General features: G+C 60.0%; 15 protein-coding genes and 1 pseudogene. 10 read left to right on the top strand and 6 right to left on the bottom strand.

Translation table 11 applies throughout. The annotated features are described in order from the left end of the window. Positions 1 to 212: 212 nt before the first annotated feature. A complete protein-coding gene (locus tag PMI35_RS09505) occupies positions 213 to 2,102 on the bottom strand; it encodes a sigma-54-dependent Fis family transcriptional regulator (protein ID WP_008062651.1) in 1,890 nt (629 codons plus the stop codon). A 243-nt stretch (positions 2,103 to 2,345) separates the two neighbouring features. Here PMI35_RS09505 and PMI35_RS09510 point away from each other — a divergent pair, with 243 nt between their 5' ends. From PMI35_RS09510 to PMI35_RS09520, 3 genes are all read left to right on the top strand, one after another. Further along, positions 2,346 to 4,169: an NAD(P)/FAD-dependent oxidoreductase gene (locus PMI35_RS09510; protein ID WP_008062650.1), complete on the top strand. Its 1,824-nt coding sequence runs from the start codon at positions 2,346 to 2,348 to the stop codon at positions 4,167 to 4,169. Positions 4,170 to 4,280: 111 nt separating this feature from the next. Next, entirely contained in the window at positions 4,281 to 5,255 is a 975-nt protein-coding gene (locus PMI35_RS09515; RefSeq protein ID WP_008062649.1) for an endonuclease, read from the top strand. 79 nt (positions 5,256 to 5,334) lie between these two features. Next, complete coding sequence (locus tag PMI35_RS09520) at positions 5,335 to 5,562, top strand: AbrB/MazE/SpoVT family DNA-binding domain-containing protein (protein ID WP_157295763.1); 228 nt, start codon at positions 5,335 to 5,337, stop codon at positions 5,560 to 5,562. Between the two features lie 21 nt (positions 5,563 to 5,583). Here PMI35_RS09520 and PMI35_RS09525 read toward each other — a convergent pair whose 3' ends face one another. The 3 genes from PMI35_RS09525 to PMI35_RS09535 all read right to left on the bottom strand — a co-directional run bounded on the left by PMI35_RS09525 (position 5,584) and on the right by PMI35_RS09535 (position 9,005). Further along, positions 5,584 to 6,909 carry an LLM class flavin-dependent oxidoreductase gene (locus tag PMI35_RS09525; protein ID WP_008062647.1) on the bottom strand — a complete coding sequence of 442 codons (1,326 nt, stop codon included), beginning with the start codon at positions 6,907 to 6,909 and terminating at the stop codon, positions 5,584 to 5,586. Positions 6,910 to 6,925: 16 nt separating this feature from the next. Further along, positions 6,926 to 7,882, bottom strand: a complete 957-nt coding sequence (locus PMI35_RS09530; RefSeq protein ID WP_008062645.1) for an ABC transporter substrate-binding protein — start codon at positions 7,880 to 7,882, stop codon at positions 6,926 to 6,928. A 226-nt stretch (positions 7,883 to 8,108) separates the two neighbouring features. Beyond that, a complete protein-coding gene (locus PMI35_RS09535) occupies positions 8,109 to 9,005 on the bottom strand; it encodes a LysR family transcriptional regulator (protein ID WP_008062644.1) in 897 nt (298 codons plus the stop codon). A 174-nt stretch (positions 9,006 to 9,179) separates the two neighbouring features. Here PMI35_RS09535 and PMI35_RS09540 point away from each other — a divergent pair, with 174 nt between their 5' ends. From PMI35_RS09540 to PMI35_RS09560, 7 genes and pseudogenes are all read left to right on the top strand, one after another. Beyond that, positions 9,180 to 11,270: an acetate--CoA ligase family protein gene (locus PMI35_RS09540; protein WP_008062642.1), complete on the top strand. Its 2,091-nt coding sequence runs from the start codon at positions 9,180 to 9,182 to the stop codon at positions 11,268 to 11,270. After that, the gene (locus tag PMI35_RS09545; protein WP_008062635.1) at positions 11,267 to 12,058 is read left to right on the top strand and encodes an enoyl-CoA hydratase/isomerase family protein; all 792 of its coding nucleotides are present in this window, start codon (positions 11,267 to 11,269) and stop codon (positions 12,056 to 12,058) included. The genes PMI35_RS09540 and PMI35_RS09545 overlap by 4 nt, the downstream gene beginning before the upstream one ends. Beyond that, positions 12,058 to 13,497 carry an aldehyde dehydrogenase family protein gene (locus PMI35_RS09550; RefSeq protein WP_008062633.1) on the top strand — a complete coding sequence of 480 codons (1,440 nt, stop codon included), beginning with the start codon at positions 12,058 to 12,060 and terminating at the stop codon, positions 13,495 to 13,497. Before PMI35_RS09545 ends, PMI35_RS09550 begins: the two co-directional genes overlap by 1 nt. Next, positions 13,494 to 14,315, top strand: a complete 822-nt coding sequence (locus tag PMI35_RS09555) for an enoyl-CoA hydratase (RefSeq protein ID WP_008062631.1) — start codon at positions 13,494 to 13,496, stop codon at positions 14,313 to 14,315. The genes PMI35_RS09550 and PMI35_RS09555 overlap by 4 nt, the downstream gene beginning before the upstream one ends. A gap of 67 nt (positions 14,316 to 14,382) precedes the next feature. After that, positions 14,383 to 15,564 (top strand): annotated as a pseudogene (locus tag PMI35_RS35465) (MFS transporter); the annotation flags it as partial. A 303-nt stretch (positions 15,565 to 15,867) separates the two neighbouring features. Continuing rightward, entirely contained in the window at positions 15,868 to 16,809 is a 942-nt protein-coding gene (locus tag PMI35_RS35460) for a cupin (protein ID WP_032831846.1), read from the top strand. Between the two features lie 82 nt (positions 16,810 to 16,891). Beyond that, complete coding sequence (locus tag PMI35_RS09560) at positions 16,892 to 17,758, top strand: patatin-like phospholipase family protein (RefSeq protein ID WP_008062626.1); 867 nt, start codon at positions 16,892 to 16,894, stop codon at positions 17,756 to 17,758. An 11-nt stretch (positions 17,759 to 17,769) separates the two neighbouring features. On the opposite strand, the gene aroQ is transcribed toward PMI35_RS09560, so the two are convergent. Next, the gene (aroQ, locus tag PMI35_RS09565) at positions 17,770 to 18,216 is read right to left on the bottom strand and encodes a type II 3-dehydroquinate dehydratase (protein ID WP_008062625.1); all 447 of its coding nucleotides are present in this window, start codon (positions 18,214 to 18,216) and stop codon (positions 17,770 to 17,772) included. A gap of 20 nt (positions 18,217 to 18,236) precedes the next feature. Further along, positions 18,237 to 19,631, bottom strand: coding sequence for an MFS transporter (locus PMI35_RS09570; protein ID WP_008062618.1), 1,395 nt, complete (start codon positions 19,629 to 19,631; stop codon positions 18,237 to 18,239). Positions 19,632 to 19,711 lie beyond the last annotated feature (80 nt).

The raw sequence follows: 19,711 nt of genomic DNA, 5'->3' as shown, positions 1-19,711 counted from the left end.
TAACGATTGATATACGGTTTTTTTGCCCGGTTCGTTCGCTGGAACCGCTTGGTGCGACTATGCGAATCGAGTAGAGGGTTCTTATGAACTGACGAACACTCTAACATCGCGGATCCAAGGTTGCTTCCAGCATCAGCGCCCTCTCCTGCTCGACCTCCATCGCCTCAGTTCAAGTCCACAGAGGCAGGGAGCGCGACGATGTCATCCTGCATTCAACCAGGTCGCGAAATACCGTGATGACGCAGTTTGCGATAAAGCGTATTTCGGCTGATCCCCAGGCGCGCGGCAACACGAGCGATATGCCAATGTTCCGCCTCAATCAACGTCAGCAGCGTCTGCCGTTCGGATACCCCCAGCGGATTTTCGGCCAACGCAACTGACGCTGCCGGCAGCAACTCCGCCAGGTCGTCCAGAGTGACACGCCCCTCCAACGACAACGCTACCAGCGTGCGGAGGCACGTACGCAGCTGCCGGACATTGCCCGGCCACGGTTGCTTCAGCAAGCGCTCCCTGACGCCCGCCTCCAGTCGAATCCTTGTACCTTTTGATTCTTCGCGCAGCAGGAGGTCGAGCAAACGGCCCTTGTCTGATCGTTCGCGCAATGGCGGGAGCTGCACGGTAAACCCGGCAATGCGATAAAACAGATCTTCACGAAAGCGCCCTTCGGCTACACAGGCGTGCAGATCCTGGTGGCTGGCACTGACAAGTCGTACGTCGAGGGGACGAGCCGTCGCGCCACCCAGCGGCACCACTTGACGTTCCTCCAGCACACGCAGCAGGCGAGTCTGCAGCGCCAGTGGCATATCGGCGATTTCATCGAGAAACAGAATGCCGCCATGGGCCTGCTCGAGCTTGCCGATCATCCCGTCCTTGCGTGCGCCGGTGAAGCTGCCGCCGCGATAACCGAACAGTTCGCTCTCGATCAGCGTCTCTGGAATGGCTGCGCAATTGATTGCCACAAACGGCTGGCCCGCCCTGGCGCTGGCGCGGTGCAGCGCCGCCGCAAACGCTTCTTTGCCGGTACCGGTTTCGCCCTGTAGAAACACCGGAACGTCACGCTCCAGAACACGCAATGCGCGAGCAAAACCGCGTTGCAGGCGCGGATCTTCCAGGCACACGTGCACGTCGTTGATGATGGGCGTTGGGGGAATGATCAAGGGCGCCTGGTGCACGGGTTCGCGCAGCTGTCCGTAGAGCAGGCGCCCGTCCACCAGCCGCATGGGCCAACAGACACTCGGCTGGGCGCTGGCCTGACTCATCACCTGGTCGATAGGTGTTTCCAGCAGCATCGTCAGCGATTGCCCAATCACCTGGTCACGGCTGAGGCCCAGCAGGTCCAGCGCAGCCTGATTGATTGAACAGATACGGGCACTCTCGTCGAAACTGAGCAGACCTTCACCCAACAAGCCAACGAAGCCCGACTCAGGGTGGAAGCGCAGCAAGTATCGCTGCGGATCCTGCCCCAGGAAAAAACAGCTCTCGATCAACCGGGCTGACAGGTTGGTCAATGCCATGGCCTGGAAGTGTTGCTGAAGACTGTGGTCATCCCTCACCGAGGAGAGGTTGAGCACGGCCAGCAACTCTCCACGCGCATCGAATATCGGGCTCGCCGAACAAGTCAGGCCGACGTGCTTGCCTCGAAAATGCTCATCACGGCGGATGGTTACGTGCTGTCGCTCGACCAGGCAGGTGCCGACACCGTTGGTGCCCTCACAATCCTCGCTCCATACCGAGCCGAGCCACAGCCCGGAACGCTGGAACTCCGCGCGTTCGGATTCGTTGAACACACTGTCGATCGCCACACCGCGCGCATCGGTGAGTAGCACCACGTGGCCGTCACGACCGAGTTGCTGGTGCAAATTGCCCATCTGCCAATGCGCCACAGCGATGATGTGTTCCAGTGGCCCGCGGTGATCCTGCAAGCGTGCTTGTTCAACCACATTAGGTGCGCGGCGGCTGGCCGGATCGAGCTGATACTGATCCAGGCACCGGCGCCAGGATCGTGTGATGGCCAGGTCAGCGGTAGGGCTGTGGCTGGCGATGGTGCCCTGCACGGCTTGTAGCACCTGCTGTGCATGGGCGTTGATCAAGGCCGGCTTCATTGTTCTTGTTCTCCGTTACGGTCAGGACACGGGGCTGCTTGCAGCTTATATGAAAAGACGGCAACGAGCGTTTTTTGCACCGAGTGACACTCTGTCACCCCCCATTCCCGGATTCGTGACATAGATCCGCATCAAAGCCTGCCCAATACTGCGCCAGCCGCTCTGCAACGAGGCTTTCATGAAGATGGCCCGGGCCTTGCTCTAATGCAAGTCGTACAAAAACAACAAGATCGGAGATGCCCCATGAACATCGCTGTTGAAACACCTCTGCACACGCCCACTGCTCAGCTCGCGGCCTGGGTCGAAACCCTCGGCGAGCGCCTCGCCCAACGTGATCTGGACGGCACGCTGGAACTGTTTGCCGACGAGTGTCACTGGCGTGACCTGCTACTGTTCAGCTGGAACCTGGTGACCCTGGAAGGCAAGCCTGCCATCCGCGACATGCTCGAAACACGCCTTGAGCAGACGCGTCCCGGGCGATGGAAAGTGGAAGGTGAGGCGGCGCTGAATAACGGTGTGCTCGAAGGCTGGATCAGCCTGGAAACCGATGCGGCGCGAGGTAAAGGCTACGTGCGCCTGAAGGACGGCCTGTGCTGGACGCTGCTGACGACCATGCGCGAGCTCAAAGGTTATGAAGAACCTAGCGGCCGCCGTCGTCCAATGGGTGCCAGCCATGGTCACGCCCATGCCGACAAACGCAACTGGCTGGAGCGCCGTCGCGATGAAGAAGCTGCGCTAGGCTTCATCACCCAACCTTACTGCCTGATCGTGGGCGGCGGCCAGGGCGGGCTGGGGCTAGCGGCGCGGCTCAAGCGACTGGGCGTACCAACCCTGATCGTCGACAAGGCTGATCGGCCTGGCGATCAGTGGCGCGGTCGCTACAAGTCGCTGTGCCTGCACGACCCCGTCTGGTACGACCACATGCCTTACCTGCCCTTCCCCGATCACTGGCCGGTCTTCACCCCAAAGGACCAGATTGGCGACTGGCTGGAAATGTACACCAAAGTCATGGAGCTCAATTATTGGCCGCGTACAGAGTGCGTGAGCGCCAGTTTTGACGAGCAAAGTGGCACCTGGAAGGTTGAAGTGCAGCGCGATGGCGAGCGTGTGACGTTACAGCCTGCCCAGTTGATCCTCGCCACCGGCATGTCTGGCGTACCCAATGTTCCGGTTTATCCAGGTGCCGAGGTTTTCAAAGGCCAGCAGCACCATTCCAGCCGCCATCCCGGCGGAGACGCCTGGAGCGGCAAGCGCGCGGTGGTCATCGGTGCGAACAATTCGGCTCACGACATCTGCGCCGACCTGGTGGAGAACGGCGCCGAGGTGACCATGGTGCAACGCTCCAGCACCCACATCGTGCGTTCCGACAGTTTGATGGAACTGGTCTTCGGCGGGCTCTACTCTGAAGACGCCCTGGAGACGGGGTTGACCACGGACAAGGCTGACATGCTGTTCGCCTCGATCCCCTACAAGGTGATGCCAAGCTTTCATCAACCCGTCTTTGACGCGATCAAGGAGCGTGACAAGGACTTCTACGAACGCTTGGCCAAGGCCGGCTTCATGCTCGATTTCGGTGACGACGAGTCTGGCCTGTTCATGAAGTACGTACGCCGTGGTTCGGGTTACTACATCGACGTCGGCGCCTCTGAACTGATCGCCAATGGCACCATCAAGCTCAAGAGCGCGCCTGGCCTGGGTGTCGAGCGCATCGAAGCGGATGCCGTCGTACTCAACGATGGCAGCCGGCTACCGGCAGACCTGATCGTCTACGCCACGGGCTATGGCTCAATGAATGGGTGGGCTGCGAAGCTGATTTCCCAGGAAGTGGCTGACAAGGTCGGCCGCTGCTGGGGCCTGGGTTCTGGAACCACGAATGACCCTGGCCCCTACGAGGGCGAACTGCGCAACATGTGGAAGCCAACCCAGCAGCAGAACCTCTGGTTCCACGGTGGCAACCTGCACCAGTCACGGCATTATTCGCTGTACCTGGCGCTGCAGTTGAAAGCGCGTTTCGAAGGGATCAGCACGTCCGTCTACGGCCTGGCCAAGAGTCATCACACAGGCTGAGTCAAATGGCGCCCAGCCGTGGCTGGGCGCCATCCTGGCCCTCTCGTTCTTCATCGAACGCCATCGAGTCGTGCGTATAATGCGTTTCCTTTCAACTGCTTAAGCTGTCCAATGAAAAAACTGCTCGCCATAGTAGCGCTGTCGCTCTCGGTCATTACCCCCGCCTTTTCAAGCCCTCCATCGACCTTTTCCGAAGCCAAGGTCATCGCAAAACAGAAGATCTACCTCGACCAGGCGAACAGCCCCATGGGCGAGCTGTATTGCGGCTGCAAATGGACGTGGGTAGGTAAGTCCGGTGGCCGTATCGATGCCGAGTCATGCGGTCTCAAGGCCAGGAAACAAGAGAATCGCGCGGAACGGACCGAGTGGGAACACATCGTTCCAGCCTGGACGTTCGGTAACCAACGCCAATGCTGGAAGAACGGGGGGCGCGAGCACTGTGTGGACGATGATCCTGTGTTTCGAGCCATGGAGGCAGACCTGTTCAACCTCTACCCCTCTGTTGGGGAGGTGAACGGCGACCGCAGTAATTTCAACTACGGCATGGCCTCCGGAATAGCGCCGCAGTATGGGCAATGCAAGACGCGGGTTGATTTCGACCAACGTGCTGCGGAACCGCGCGACGAAGTCAAGGGGCTGGTCGCAAGGACAACCTTCTACATGTTCGACCGATACAAACTGAGCATGTCACGTCAGCAGCAACAGCTACTGATGGCCTGGGACAAGCAGTACCCGGTTTCGTCGTGGGAAAAAGAGCGCGATCGTCGCATTGCCGCAATCATGGGGCACTCCAATCCGTTTGTAACGGGCGAGCGTCATTGGTCGCAAGGATACAAGGCCGTTGGTGAGGGGGTGGTGAGCGCCGTTCCAGTCAACCCTCCACGGGCAGCAGTCCAGCCAACCCTTGCGAGTGCAGCGAGCGCAGCCGCAGTGGGTTCGATCGTGGGTAACCGGAAAAGCCAGGTCTACCACCTGTCCACAGGGTGCCCTGGGTATGGTCAGGTGTCTGAAAAAAACCAGATATCCTTCACCTCGGAATCCGAGGCCCAGGCTGCAGGATATCGAAAGGCAGGCAACTGCAAGTAGTTGCTGCCTGTTGAAAGTCGGCCTCGCGAAACCGGGGCCGATACCTGAAATGAGGAGACCCCCTGTGAGAAAGCCCCCTATGAAAATCATCATCGAAGAATGGGATGGTGACGGTGCAATCCGGATTCCTGATGAAGCGTTGCAGGAGCTGGAGCTGGATGTCGGCGACGCTGTTTACATGATTGAAGAATTTGTCGGCAACACGCGATGCCTGGTCCTGTCAAAAAAGGCTCAAATCGCAGATCGAATAGACGAGCTCACTGAGGCCTGGGGTAGCGAACAGCACATCAGCTCCAAGGACAAATAAGGAAGCTGCTCTTCGGTGTGACTACCTTTTGCGCCGGAATCGAGGAATCTCCAAACCCAGGCTTTCACGCAAGGTAGTCCCTTCATACGCCCTGCGGTATACACCCCGCTCTTGCAACAGCGGTATGACCTCGCTTGTAAAGCGGTTGAACTGCTCCGGGTGCCCGATGTAGATGTTGAAACCATCCACCGCTCGGGCTTCGAACCAGTCAGCCATCTTCTGCGCAACAGTATCAGCCGTTCCGACGAAGGCACCCGGACGCAGCTGTCGGCCAAACTCTACGGCCTGGCGCAACGTGAAACCTTTCTCACGTGCCTGATCGGCGATACGTTTGGCTGCGGTGAAAAAGCTGCTGCGTGCAGACTCCAGACTCTCCTGGGGGAACGGCGCATCGAGGTCGTACTGGCTGAAGTCATGCCAACCGAAGTTGCGGCCAAATTCCTTCAGTGCGAGTTCAAAGCTATGGTCGGCCTGATGGTAATACTGCTCGATTTCACGCGCATGCTCATCGGTGTCACCCACATGGATTTCGGCACCGGGCATTACCAGTAATTGCTCAGGATCGCGGCCAAGTCGCTCTGCCCTGCCCTTGATATCGCGGTAGAAAGCCTGGCCCTGTTCGATGCTGGCGGCATGGGTGAAGACCACATCTGCAGTGGCCGCGCCGAGATCCCGGCCTTGCTCCGAATCGCCGGCCTGGAAGATCACCGGCTGGCCTTGATGAGAGCGTTGAATGTTCAGCGGGCCGACCACGGAGAAGTGTTCACCCTTGTGATTCAGACTGTGCAGTTTGCCTGGGTCGAGAAACTGGCCCGTCGCCCTGTCGCGCACGAACGCATCCTCTTCATAAGAGTTCCACAGGCCCTGGACAACCTGGACGTGTTCGGCCGCCCTGCCGTAACGGGTGTCGTAATCGTAATGCTCGTCGCGACTGTAATTGCCGGCGGTGCCGGCATCTCCACTGGTGACGACGTTCCAGCCCGCACGGCCTTTGCTGATCAGGTCGAGTGAGGCCAAGCGCCGCGCTACGTTATAGGGAGAGTTGTAGGAAGTCGTCAGCGTACCGACCAAACCTATATGTCGAGTGCTCACGGCAATCGCTGACAGCAGCGTCAGTGGCTCCAGGCGATTGAGGTAGTGGGACGGCGACCCGGGTGTGATGAACTGGCTGTCGACGATAAACATCAAGTCGAACAGTGCCGACTCGGCCTGGCGCGCAATGTCGATGTACCAGTCGACATTGACGCTGGCGTCGGCTGGCAACTTCGGATCAAGCCACAGGTTATGGCGGCCTGGCCCACCACAGCCCATTGTCAGGGCGCCCAGTTTGAGTTGTCTTTTGGTCATTTCAAAAATATTCCTTTCAGGGCCGGGCTTTGGCTGAGGCTGGCTGCAAGGACGCAGCGAATGAGTTGTCGAACAGGTTGGCTGCAGGGTAGGACTTTACAAAACCCAGGCTTGCGAAAAAGTCCACGGTCTTCTGCGCCTCCACAGGCACCTGAGGATTCAGCGGCTCGACGGTTGTTCGCGCTCGGGCAAACCAGGCACGCGCGATTTCGGCGTCAGCTCGAGTGCGTTTGGCCCATGCATCGGCATAAGCGTCAGTATTGGCGGGGTTCTGTAGAGTCCATTCACGCGCTTTCCTCAGACGCTGGAGAAAATCACTGATCTGCCCGCGCTTGGCGTCGACTGAATTGGCGTTGGCGGCAATGAAGCTCTGGGCCGGGATCAATCCATCAGCAGTGGCCAGGATCCGCGCACCCTGCCGTTCCTGCTGCGTGACGTAGGGTTCCCAAGTGGCGATGACGTCAACGGACCCACCGTCCAGCGCGTGGGAAGCATCCAGCGCGCTGAGGTAGCGCAGATCCAGCGAATCTCGTGGGACGCCCGCGTTATCCAGCGCGGTCAACAGTAGTTGCTGACTCCAGGAGCCTTTCCAGATGGCGGCGCGCTTGCCCTTCAGGTCCGCAAGGCTGTGGATCGACGAGTCCTTTCTTACCAGAATCGCCACACCGTCGAGATTTTGCCGGCTCGCTGCAATGACCTTGATCGGTGCGCCCAATGCACCGAGGAACAGCGCTGGCGCATCACCCAGCAACCCGATATCCAGGCTGCCGACATTGAGCGCCTCGGCCACAGGCGACCCTGCAGTGAATTGCTTCCACTCAAGGGTATAAGGCAAATCGTCCAGCACCCCCGCCGCTTCCATCACGGCCTGGGCGTTGTAACTTTGGTCCCCCACCACCAGCGTTTGCGCGTTCGCAGCAAGGCACAGCAAGGCAGCGGCCATCCCGGCCGCCAGTTTCGTCAGGTAACGCACGTTCGTCTCCAGATGCCTTCTCAGGCAATTCAGGTCGATCCGCGCGCGCGGTCTCGGTACTATTCGTAGGAAGGGACGAGCCGATAACGGCTCTACAGGCATGCCGAAGCTTTATGCCGCTGCTTATACGATGAGGCCATAACCCCTAATCGTAAAATACTCATTACGCATAACGTAATTCCATATAAATGCAGTAGTTGCATGAAGATTTCACGCCGCCCTGGTTCTAGACAAGCAGCGATTGGCACAACTCCCGAACATGTCCGCCCACGACCCTGGCCGCTTTCGACAACGGATGCTGGTGAGTGAATGCCAGGGCAATCGTTCTTTTGATCTGCGGCTTGTCGATCATCACCGCATCCAGCAATCCGCGTTCGACATCGTCCTGTACTGCAAAAAACGGCAGGATCGTGAACGCTCCCCCGACAGCCGCGACATCCTTCATTGCATTCAAGGTGTCGACCTCGATCGCCACGTTCAAAGCGACCTGATGTTTACGCGCCAGTTGATCGAGTGTTGTGCGCAAGCCATTTGGCCGTGAGGGCAAAATCAACGGAAAACCCGACAATGCGGTGAACGCAATCGGCTCGCCATTTCCAGCAAGGCTTCCGGCCTTGCCCACCAGATAAGTATCCACGACGCCCAATGTCTCTTCGTCACGGGCGGTGGATATGCCATAGCGGTTCACGACAATCAGGTCCAGGGAACCTGCCGCCAGTTGTTCATCCAGGTCACCACTGAACCCTTCCACCACATGCAGGCGCACCCCTGGAGCATGGGTTTTCAACTCGGTGAAAAGCAACGGCAGCAACTTGCGCGACATCGACGGCAGGACGCCGATGTGCACGGTTCCCGCCGGCACGCCCGAGGACTCCCTGACCAAGGTTTCCAGGCGCTCGGCCTGGGCCAGCAACAAACGGATTTCCGGCAGCACCAGCCGCCCGAAGTCCGACAGCACCAGGCCTCGCCCGGTGCGCACAAATAACTGGTCGCCCCACTCGCCCTCCAATTGCGCCAGCTGGCGACTGACCAGCGACTGGGCAGTGCCTAGCGCAACCGCGGTTCGCGAAATAGACCCGAGTTCCTCCATCAGCAGCACGCTTTGCAGTTGTTTGAGGTTCATCCGCCTCGTCCTCGTCGCCCTGGTTCCAGAGGTCGAAACATAAACCACACACAGGGCTTGAGCCATCACTTTTTGATGTATCTGATATCGCCTGTATGACTCTTCCGCATGTACCCCCCTCTCCCTAGACTTGATTCCAGACCTGAAGCCAACCCTCAGAATCGAGAGCCCCCCATGGCCCATAACAAGAAAATCGGTTCAACAGCGCTGTCGCTGTTCGACCCTTCCAGCGTCGCGATCATTGGCGCGTCGGACGATCCCAACAAAGTGGGTGGCCGGCCCATTCACTACCTGCGCAAGTTCGGTTACGCCGGCCGCATCCTGCCCATCAATCCCAAGCGCGAGTCGGTTCAAGGCTTGCCCTGCCATGCCGATCTGGCCGCGCTCGACGTTGTCCCGCAGGCGGCCATTATCGCCGTGTCGGGTCTGGCGGCCGTAGAAGCCATCAAGGCCTGTGCGAAGCTCGGCGTCGAAACCGTGGTGGTCATGGCCTCAGGCTTTGCCGAGACGGGCGAGAGCGGTCGCCAATTGCAAAATGAACTGGTGGAATTTGCCCGCCTGCATGGCATGCGCCTGATGGGGCCCAACGCTCAGGGCTTCGCCAACTTTGCCAACGGTGCGGTGCTGAATTTCAGCACCATGTTCATGGAAGTGCCCCCGGCGGACGGGCCTATCGCAATTGTCAGTCAAAGTGGTGCGGCGAGTGTCATGCCTTACGCGATGCTGCGTGAACAGGGTTACGGCGTACGCTACCTGGCCGCCACCGGCAATGACGCGGACCTGGGTGTTTCGGAGCTGACCCGGCTGCTGGTGGACGACCCGCACATTCGCCTGATCCTGGTCTACGTGGAAACCGTTTCCAATCCGCAGCTGCTGGCCGAGGCAGCCCGGATTGCCCGAGAGAACGGCACTCACATCGTGCTGCTCAAAGGCGGCGTGAGCAACAAGGGCGCTGCCGCCGCCGCTTCCCACACCGGAGCCATGGTGGGCCAGGATGGCGCCCTCGATGCCTACCTCGAGAAGCACGGCATCTGGCGTGCCCACGACATTCACGAACTGGTCAACGCAGCCCCCCTGTACCTGAGCGGCTTTGCTCCCGGTGCCGGGCGGACCGTGGTGATGAGTCACAGCGGCGCAGTGGGGGTGCTGTGCGCCGATGCCGCTGAACGTGTCGGACTGCCACTGGCCGAACTGGCCCTGCCAACCACTGAGCGCTTGAAAGGCTTGATTCCCGACTTTGCCAGCGCGGCAAACCCGCTGGATCTCACCGCGGCGCTGCTCGGCAATGGGGCCATGTTTCCTGCCGTCCTGAAAACGCTTGGCGATGACCCGCAGGCGGACATGTTTCTCATCGGGATTCCCGTGGCCGGCCCGGGCTACGACGTGCCGGGACTGGCACACACCACCGCCCGGTTCATGCACCAGACTGGCAAGCCCGTGGTGATGACTGCGCCGCAGGCCGATGTTCGCGCACATTTCCAGCAAGCGGGTGTACCGAGCTTTCGCAATGAAAGCGATGCGGTAGCCGCACTTCGTCAGTATGCCCGGCATTGCCAATGGCAAGGTTCTCCCCTGCCCGCTCCGCCAGCCGCGACACCCGGCACGCATAACGGCCTGCTTGATGAGGCTGTCAGCCTGAAACTGCTGGCGGATGCTGGCGTGCCGGTCGTCGAGCACCAGGTGTGCCATGACCCGGAAAGCGCCGCGCGCATCGCCGCCAGCTTCGGTGGTCGTGTCGTCATCAAGGGGTGCGCCGCGCAGGTCCCGCACAAGAGCGAACATGGCCTCGTGCATCTGAACCTCGCCGACCCGCAAGCGGCGCAAGAGGCGGCGCGTCTGTGCCTGGGTGCACTGGACAAACTGGGTGTCCCCCATGGGCAGTTGATCGTGGCCCGCTCGGTCAATGGCTTGCATGAATTCATGCTTGGCGTCGTCGTTGATCCCCTGTTCGGCCCACTGGTGGTGATTGGTGAAGGTGGAACCCTGGTCGAGATTCGCCAGGACAGCGTTTCGTTGCTCGCCCCCTTCACGCAATCGCAGGCTCAAGAGGCGATCAGTCGTCTGCGCATCGCCCCGGTGCTCAAGGGCGTTCGCGGTCAGCCGGCACTCGATGTCGAGGCCCTGGCCCGGGCGGCTGTGGCACTGGGTGATTTCGCCCTGCAACACCAGGCAAACCTGCTGAGCGTCGACGTCAATCCGGTCATGGTGCTGGCCGAAGGTGTGGTCGCCGTCGACGCCGTTATCGAATATCGGGAGGCGCCATGAACATCAGTCAACTCGATAACCCGCGCAGCGTCCTGGTGGAGATCAAGGATCAGGTTGCACGGGTCACACTCAATCGCCCGGCCAATCTGAATGCCGTCAATCAAACCCTGCGCAATGCATTGATCGATACGCTGGAGCAGCTTAATCGCGATTCGGGCGTCAAGGCGCTCGTCCTGACCGGTGCCGGTGACCGGGCGTTTTGTGCTGGCCAGGATCTAGAAGAGGCCAGCGCCGTCGACTGGAAGCAGATTGCGCCGTGGCTGAACGCGCAACGCGCCATGTACCAGGCCGTGCGCGACCTGGACAAACCCTGTGTGGTCGCCATCAACGGCGTTGCCGCCGGTGCCGGTATGCAACTGGCGCTCTGTGGCGACTGGCGGATTGCCGCGCCGGATGCCCGGATCGGTCAACCGGAAGTCAAAGCCGGCCTGGCCAGCATCGTCGGCTCCTATTTGCTGTCATTGCACGTTGGCCTGACCCACAACACACAGCTGTCTGTGTCCGGTGAACTGGTCAGCGGGCAACGTGCTTATGAGATGGGCCTGGTCACCGAGCTTGATGGCTCGGATGTGCTTGGCGCGGCCTTGGCACGTGCTCGCGCGTTGGCACAACTCCCCGAAACCGCCATCCGTTTATCCAAACAACGCTTTCGCGCGCTGACTCAGCCGGGTTTTGACGATGCCTGCACGGCAGGTATCCGCGCCCAGCTTGAATGCTACGCCAGCGGCGAACCACAAACCGTGATGAGCGCGTTTCTGGACGCGCGTGCACGCAAAGGAACCCAATAATGACTGCCTATCAAAATCACCTGATCGATGGAACCTGGACGGCGGCGCAATCAGCCGAAAGCACCACCCTCCACGATTCCGCCAGCGCAGCTGAAATGGGCCACGTCGCCCATGGCACCAGCGAAGAAATCCACCTCGCCGTTCGGGCGGCAAAAAACGCCTTTGCGTCCTGGTCGACATTGCCCGTCAGTACTCGCGCGGACTACCTGCGCGGTATCGCCAATCAATTGGAAGAACAGGTCGATCAGCTTGCGCAAGGCGTCGCCGCGGAAGTTGGCATGCCACTCAAGCTCTCGCAGCGGATACAGGTGCAGGCGCCGATCCTGGCCTGGCGCGCAACGGCTGACCTTGCAGGCGAGTGTCTGGCGGACACCCCGCTCGGACACTCCATCATCAACCACGCCCCGGTAGGCGTCGTCGGTGCGATCACGCCGTGGAACTACCCGTTGCACCAGATTACCGCCAAGGTCGCCGCTGCCTTGGTCGCCGGTTGCACCCTGGTACTCAAACCTTCCGAGCTGGCACCCTGTACCGCTCGCGCATTGGGTGAAGCTGCACTGGCCGCAGGCTTGCCCAAAGGCGTACTGAACATCGTCATGGGGGATGCCAAAACCGGTCAGGCACTGGTCGATCACCCGGATGTCGCCTTGTTGTCGTTCACTGGTTCAACCGCAGTGGGCCGGCGTATTGCCGCCTCGGCAGGCCAGGCCTTGAAGCGTGTGTCCCTGGAACTGGGGGGTAAATCAGCCTGCATCGCCACCGCCGATGCCCCCGCTGAAAGCGTGGTGCGCCAGGTGGTCGGGTCGTGCTTCCTGAACTCGGGCCAATCGTGCAACTCGCTGACCCGCCTACTCGTACCGATCGAGTTGTACGCCACCTATCGCGCCTTGCTCGCTGACGCCGTGACGCGCCTGACGTTAGGCGACCCGCGGGATCCAGCCACGCGCATGGGCCCTTTGGTGTCAGCGGCGCATCGCGATCGCGTTCACGCGATGATCGCCCTGGGTGAATCTCAAGGCCTGGACCTGATTGCCGGTGGCAGCCAGGCACAGGTGCCTGCCAATGGTTTTTTCATTGCCCCGACGATTTTCGGTCGTGTCCCACCGCAGTCAACGCTGGCGCAACAGGAAGTGTTCGGTCCGGTACTCAGTGTCATCACCTACGAAAACGAACAGCAAGCCATCGAAATCGCTAATGGCACGGCCTATGGCCTGGCCGCTGCCGTATGGGCAGGTCAGATCGATCATGCAGTGAAGCTCGCCCGTCAATTGCGCGCAGGACAGGTCGACGTCAATGGTGCGCCGTACAACCCGGCAGCCCCCTTCGGAGGCTTCGGTGACTCCGGTCTGGGCCGTGAAGGAGGGAAGTACGGCATCGAGGAGTTTATCGAGATACGCGCCATTCAAATGCCCGTGAGCAGTGCGAGGGAAAAATCATGAGCTTCAAGCAAATCGAACTCAGCCGCTTCGGTGCCCGCGAGCACGTTGCGGTGGTGACACTGATGCGCCCGGATAAAATGAATGCGCTGACCAAGGTGATGGAGGCTGAACTGCGTGAAGCCTTCGCCGAACTGGATCGCGACGACAGCGTTCGGGTCATCGTGCTGACCGGCAACGGTCGGGCATTTTGCGCCGGCATGGACATTGATGAACTGGAGGTGCTGCCACCGGACGACATCAGTGAAATGGCCTGGATGCGTGCCTACGACATGAACCGTCGCGCCGATTACCAAAGCCGCTATTCGTATTTTCCTGGCGTACGAAAACCCATCATCAGTGCGATCAACGGCGCAGCTGCCGGGCTGGGGTTGGTCCTGGCCCTGTACAGCGACATGCGGTTTGCCAGTGAAACGGCGGTGTTTTCCACGGCTTTCGCCAAGCGTGGGCTGATTGCCGAACACGGCATTGCCTGGCTGCTGCCGCGTATTGTCGGGCCAGGCCACGCCGCGGACTTGCTGCTCTCTTCACGCAAGGTATCGGCCCAGGAGGCATTGGGCATGGGGCTGGTCAACCGGCTGTTTTCGCCAGACAGCTTGCTGGAGCAAACATTGGCATACGCCGAAGACCTGGCAATCAATGTCTCGCCCCGCTCTGTGCGGGTCATCAAGCAGCAGCTGGGCGAATCCCCTTTTCAGACACTCACCGAATCCATCGCACAGGCTAACCGGGAGATGTTCCTGAGCATCCAGAGCGACGACTTCAAAGAAGGCGTGGCGCACTTCATGGAGCGACGACCGGCGCGTTTCAGCGGCACCTGATCAGCCCGAAACACTGCAGAGCTGCGACAATCGTCAGCGGAACAAAGCCTGGACTGTTGCGCTGACGATGACACGGCCTTTGATATCACGAGCACTCCATAACAATAACAAGGAGTCAGCGATGACTACTCTCAATACAGCGCAGCAACACACCGGCGAGCACGTCCCTGCCCTCGCCGACTCAACGTTCAAGAAGGTCATGTGGCGATTCATGCCATTGCTGTTCCTTTGCTACGTCGTCAGTTACCTGGACCGGATCAACGTCGGCTTCGCCAAGTTGACCATGCTCAACGACCTGTCCTTCAGCAACGCGGTGTATGGCCTGGGTGCCGGTGTGTTCTTCATTGGCTATTTCTTCGCCGAAGTGCCCAGCAACATGATCCTGCACCGGGTCGGGGCGCGGCGCTGGATCGCTCGCATCATGATCACCTGGTCGCTGATCTCGGCGGCGACTGCGCTGGTGCAGACACCGATGCAGTTCTACATCGCGCGCTTCTTCCTGGGTATTGCCGAAGCAGGCTTTTTCCCAGGCATCGTGCTCTATCTCACCCTGTGGTTCCCTGCTCATCGCCGGGGCAAGATGGTTGCGTTCCTGATGGCGGGCAATCCGGTCTCCGGCATCCTCAGCGGCCTGGTATCGGGCTATATCCTGCACACCATGAACGATGTGCACGGCCTGGCGGGTTGGCAGTGGCTGTTCATCATCGAAGCTGCGCCGGCGCTGATACTGGGTTTCGTGGTGATGTTCTTCCTGACCGATAAAGTCGCCGATGCCAAATGGCTGAGCGACGAGGAAAGAACACTGGTAGCCGGGGAAATCAGCAACGACAACAGCACCAAGACACACAGTACGGTGCGCCAGGGCCTGCTTGGCGGCAGAGTGTGGCTGATGTGCGCGATCCTGTTTTTACTGGTCATGGGGACGAGCACCATCGGCTTCTGGCAGCCCAGCATCATCAGCAACTCGGGGATCACCGATCCCAGGATGATCGGCATCATTTCGGCAGTGCCCTATCTGGCAGCCCTGCTGGGCATGTACCTGGCCGGCAAAAGCTCTGACCGCCACCGCGAGCGTCGGTGGCACGCAGTGATTCCATTGCTGGTGGCAGTACCGGGCTTTCTGATCTGCGCGTTCTTCCCGTTGACCCCTTGGCTGGCCATTACCGGCCTGGTCATCGCAACGGCCGGGATCATCACCTCGCTGCCCATGTTCTGGGCATTGCCAACGTCCTTCCTGGGGGGTGCAGGCGCAGCCGCCGGCATTGCGCTGATCAACTCCACCGGCAACCTGGCAAGTTTCGCCGGCCCCGCGTTGCTCGGCGCCCTCAGGGACCTGACGCAATCGATGACGACGGGGCTGGTGATCGTAGCCGTCTGCGTGTTCCTGTCGGCCATGATCATCCTGGTGTTCGTGCCCCGCCAAAATGGTCAACCGATAAGCCCCTATAAGAAACCCGTCGCAGCTTCCAGGAATGAATCCAGCACAAGCGGCGCTCCCTTCACATCCCGCACGGGCGTTGTTGCCCGTGCGGACCTTCAACCAGAGATGACCATGAACAGCCCACTCAACCGCGACGCAGCTGACGCAATGCAGGCAAACGAACGGGAAGCCGAGTACTTCGAGTACAGCAAGGCGGCGAACCCGATCAGCGCCAACCTCATCAGCCGAATTCCATACCACAGCTTTGCGGCGACACTCTATGACAGCGGGCCATCGCGGGTCGTACCGCTGGACCTGAGCGATGCCCTGGGCTGTGAAGGCCCCGCAACAGGGCCGGGCCTGTGCGCAAACTTCATCCGTCTCAATGCGGGTGACAGCCTTGCACTCCAGCCCAATGCGACCTCACAGGTTTTTTATGTGATTGCCGGCGCAGGCCAGGTGATTCAGGGTGAACACCTCATTGAATGGTCCAAAGGCTGCTTCATTGCGCTGCCAGGTCTTCTGGGCGCCCGCTTCAGTGCCACTGAGGATGCTCGCCTCTACTATGTGCATGACGAGCCCCTGCTGCGTTACCTGGGTGTCACTGGCAGCATCGATCGGTTCGCGCCAACCTTGTATCCGGCGCAGACCGCCAACGCGAAGCTGCGTGAAGCGGCGAATGACCCGCGCGCTCAAGATCGTAGCCGTATCAGCATCTTGCTGGGTAATCGTAATTTTCCGCAAACCAGGACCGTGACCCACGTGCTCTGGGCCATGTACGGCATTCTCCCTGCGGGTTCGATCCAGAAGCCGCATCGGCACCAGTCCATTGCACTGGATTTCATCATCGACTGCCCAGCGGGTTGCTACTCACTGGTCGGGACTGAACTGGAGGCTGACGGCCAGATACGCAATCCTGTTCGGGTGGACTGGGCACCCGGGTTGGCATTCGTGACCCCTCCGGGCTACTGGCACGCGCATTTCAACGAGTCGGATCAACAAGCATTTTTGATCCCCATCCAGGATGCCGGGTTGCAGACCCATCTTCGCTCGCTGGACATTCGTTTCAGCTGAGTCTGGCAAAAGTCGGGCTGACCGGTAACACAGCCCCGTCAGCTACACTCATTCGATACATTTGTGCCCCGAGACTTCGACCATGGCCAACAAGACCGCAATCGTATTCGCTGGCGGCGGCAGCCTGGGTGCAGTGCAGGTGGGCATGTTGCGGGCCCTGGTCGAGGCCAATGTCCGATTCGACATGGTGGTCGGCGCTTCGGTAGGCGCCATCAACGGGGCCTACTTTGCCGCACGGCCCGATTCCGATGGTGTCGAGGCTCTCGCCGGGTTCTGGCGCAGGCTGTGTAAAAACGACATCTTTCCCCTCTCCTGGCTCGATACCTGTAGAGGACTGATCAAACGGCGTGGCTTTCTGTTGCAGCCGGCGGCCTTGCACCGATTGCTCGGTCAGGCACTGCCCATTCATCGCATCGAGGACGCAGCGCTACCCCTGCACATCGTCACCACCGACCTGCTCAGTGGTGCCGAGGCCGTTCTGTCCAGTGGCGAACTCGAGCAGGCGCTACTGGCCAGCGCGGCCATCCCGCTGGTGTTCCCCTGCGTGCAAATCGCCGACCGGTTCCTGATAGACGGCGGCGTGGCCAGCAATACACCCATTTCGACTGCCGTCGCCCTGGGCGCCACCAACGTCGTGGTCATCCCCACCGGCGTGAGTTGCGCCCTGACACAACCGCCCCGAGGCCTGGTCGCCCTGGCCTTGCACACCGTCAATCTGATGAGCATGCGCCAACTGGTGAGCGACATCGAACACTTCCGCACGCTCACCAGCCTGCACATCGTCCCGCCCTTGTGCCCTGTGGATGTCTCGGTATTCAACTTTGACCAGACCGAGTCCTTGCTGCAGCGCGCCTATGAGCAAACCCTGCGGTGGCTGGAACGTGGGGGGCTCGAACGCACCAAGGTACCCGGTGCGCTGACCCTCCACTCACATGCCCATGAGCATTGATCGGATCGGGATCAAACCTGGCCCAGCTTGATAAGCCAGGAGAAATGCTCGACCGCCAACCGATATCCCTGGGTACCAAAGCCTGCGAGTACGGCTTTTGCCGCCTTGGACACATAGGATAAATGACGAAACGATTCGCGCTGATGCACGTTGGAGATATGCACCTCGATCACCGGCACCTCGGCGGCAATCAAGGCGTCATGGATGGCAACTGAAGTGTGCGTCCAAGCCCCGGGATTGATGACGATGCCGCTGACGCGCCCACGTGCCTGGTGGATCCAGTCAATCATTTGGCCTTCATGGTTGGTCTGCTGGAACTCGATAGCCAATTCCAGATCAGCTCCGATTTCGCGGCAACGCAGCTCCACATCCGCCAGCGTTTCATGCCCGTATACAGCCGGTTCCCTGAGGCCCAGCATGTTCAGGTTAGGGCCGTTGAGGATCAAAATCGTCTTCATTGCAAATCCTTGATGTGGTTTCAGTGGTTGCTGGCGCGAATCGCTGTGAGCCGTGCCTGATGGTATTCATTGGCTTGCGTGGGCCTTGCATCTGGCTTGCCGAGGTCGGCCATGGGAATTCGGGAGGTCTCTGGCGCGCTCCACGCGGCAATAGCTGCGAGCAGCGCACAGACGCAGGCGATAGAGCCCACGATCAACGGGATGTTTTCGGTGCCCGGCCCGGCGACCCATGCGAACAGCGCCGGAAGCATGGCGGTGATGAACAGACCGGAGTTTTGTGCGATGGCCATGGCCGACACGCGATAACGGGTTTCGAACTGCTCGGGGAAGAAAGACGGGAAGACCGCGTTGTAGCCCTGGTAAACCATTCCCCACATCAACAGGGAAGTCGCGAATGCCAAAGGCAGGCTGTGGATGCTGATCGCATACAGGTAGGCGAACGACATCAAACCGCAACCCAACGCACTGGCCATGATCAATGGACGGCGGCCAATTTTGTCGGACAGGCTACCGACGAAAGGAATGCACAACACCGCGACCAGGTTGCCCGCGACCGGGATCCACAGGTAGACGCTCTTGTCGAAGCCGATGCCATAGGCAGGTTGCACCGCATAGGCCGCACCGAAAACGGTGGTCACGACCGGGATCACGTTCATCAGCGAGACACCGACCACCACCAGCATGCCGCGCCAACTGTGTTTGAAGGCGGCAACCACGGGCGACTCTACAGCTGTTTGTTTGTCGTTTTGCGCCACGAATGCCGGGGGCTCCTCCACTTCACGACGGATGATGAAGCCTGCAATCAAGACGCCGGCGCTCATGAGGAACGGGATACGCCAGCCCCAGGTACTGAATGCCTCACTCGACATGAAGTAAGCCAGCGGAAGAAAAATGGCGGCGGCGAGTACTTGCCCGGCTTGCACGCCCTGGAGTGTGAAGCTGCCGAAATACCCTCGTCGTCCTTGCGGCGCGTGTTCGAGAATCATCGAACTGGCACCGGAGATTTCACCGGCAACGGCAAACCCTTGAACCAGTCTTAACAGCACGAGCAGGATCGGCGCCCAGATACCGATGTGCTGATATGTCGGCAGCAGGCCCACGGCCATGGTGGCGAACCCCATCAGGAACATGCACAGCAGGAGAACGTTTTTCCGCCCCCGGGTATCGCCCCAATGCCCAAGAAAAAACGCGCCGACGGGACGTGCGATATAGCCCACGCCATAGGTGGCCATGGAAGCCACGATGGCGATCTTCGGATCTGTGGAAGGGAAAAACAGTTGCGGAAAGATAAGCGCGGCCGCCTGGGCGTAAATGAAGAAATCGTAGTATTCCAGCGCCGAGCCAATCCAGCCGCTGGCCGTTGCCTTCTTCGCCTGACGCGAACGATGCTGTTCGCTCTCTAATGACGTTGTCATTGGATGCCTCCGGTTATTGTTTTTATTGGTTGGTCAGGGCGCCGCGAACAGCCCCTTTTTGCACACAACATCAGGCAGGG

It is taken from the genome of Pseudomonas sp. GM78, from assembly GCF_000282475.1.
Taxonomy (GTDB): domain Bacteria; phylum Pseudomonadota; class Gammaproteobacteria; order Pseudomonadales; family Pseudomonadaceae; genus Aquipseudomonas.
This window is presented reverse-complemented; position numbering and strand designations above follow the sequence as displayed.

Excerpts from the sequence above, each read along its gene's own strand:
- PMI35_RS09505 (WP_008062651.1), bottom strand. The coding sequence starts at position 2,102 with ATGAAGCCGGCCTTGATCAACGCCCATGCACAGCAGGTGCTACAAGCC.
- PMI35_RS09510 (WP_008062650.1), top strand. The coding sequence starts at position 2,346 with ATGAACATCGCTGTTGAAACACCTCTGCACACGCCCACTGCTCAGCTC.
- PMI35_RS09515 (WP_008062649.1), top strand. The coding sequence starts at position 4,281 with ATGAAAAAACTGCTCGCCATAGTAGCGCTGTCGCTCTCGGTCATTACC.
- PMI35_RS09520 (WP_157295763.1), top strand. The coding sequence starts at position 5,335 with ATGAAAATCATCATCGAAGAATGGGATGGTGACGGTGCAATCCGGATT.
- PMI35_RS09525 (WP_008062647.1), bottom strand. The coding sequence starts at position 6,909 with ATGACCAAAAGACAACTCAAACTGGGCGCCCTGACAATGGGCTGTGGT.
- PMI35_RS09535 (WP_008062644.1), bottom strand. The coding sequence starts at position 9,005 with ATGAACCTCAAACAACTGCAAAGCGTGCTGCTGATGGAGGAACTCGGG.
- PMI35_RS09540 (WP_008062642.1), top strand. The coding sequence starts at position 9,180 with ATGGCCCATAACAAGAAAATCGGTTCAACAGCGCTGTCGCTGTTCGAC.
- PMI35_RS09545 (WP_008062635.1), top strand. The coding sequence starts at position 11,267 with ATGAACATCAGTCAACTCGATAACCCGCGCAGCGTCCTGGTGGAGATC.
- PMI35_RS09550 (WP_008062633.1), top strand. The coding sequence starts at position 12,058 with ATGACTGCCTATCAAAATCACCTGATCGATGGAACCTGGACGGCGGCG.
- PMI35_RS09555 (WP_008062631.1), top strand. The coding sequence starts at position 13,494 with ATGAGCTTCAAGCAAATCGAACTCAGCCGCTTCGGTGCCCGCGAGCAC.
- PMI35_RS35460 (WP_032831846.1), top strand. The coding sequence starts at position 15,868 with ATGAACAGCCCACTCAACCGCGACGCAGCTGACGCAATGCAGGCAAAC.
- PMI35_RS09560 (WP_008062626.1), top strand. The coding sequence starts at position 16,892 with ATGGCCAACAAGACCGCAATCGTATTCGCTGGCGGCGGCAGCCTGGGT.
- aroQ (WP_008062625.1), bottom strand. The coding sequence starts at position 18,216 with ATGAAGACGATTTTGATCCTCAACGGCCCTAACCTGAACATGCTGGGC.
- PMI35_RS09570 (WP_008062618.1), bottom strand. The coding sequence starts at position 19,631 with ATGACAACGTCATTAGAGAGCGAACAGCATCGTTCGCGTCAGGCGAAG.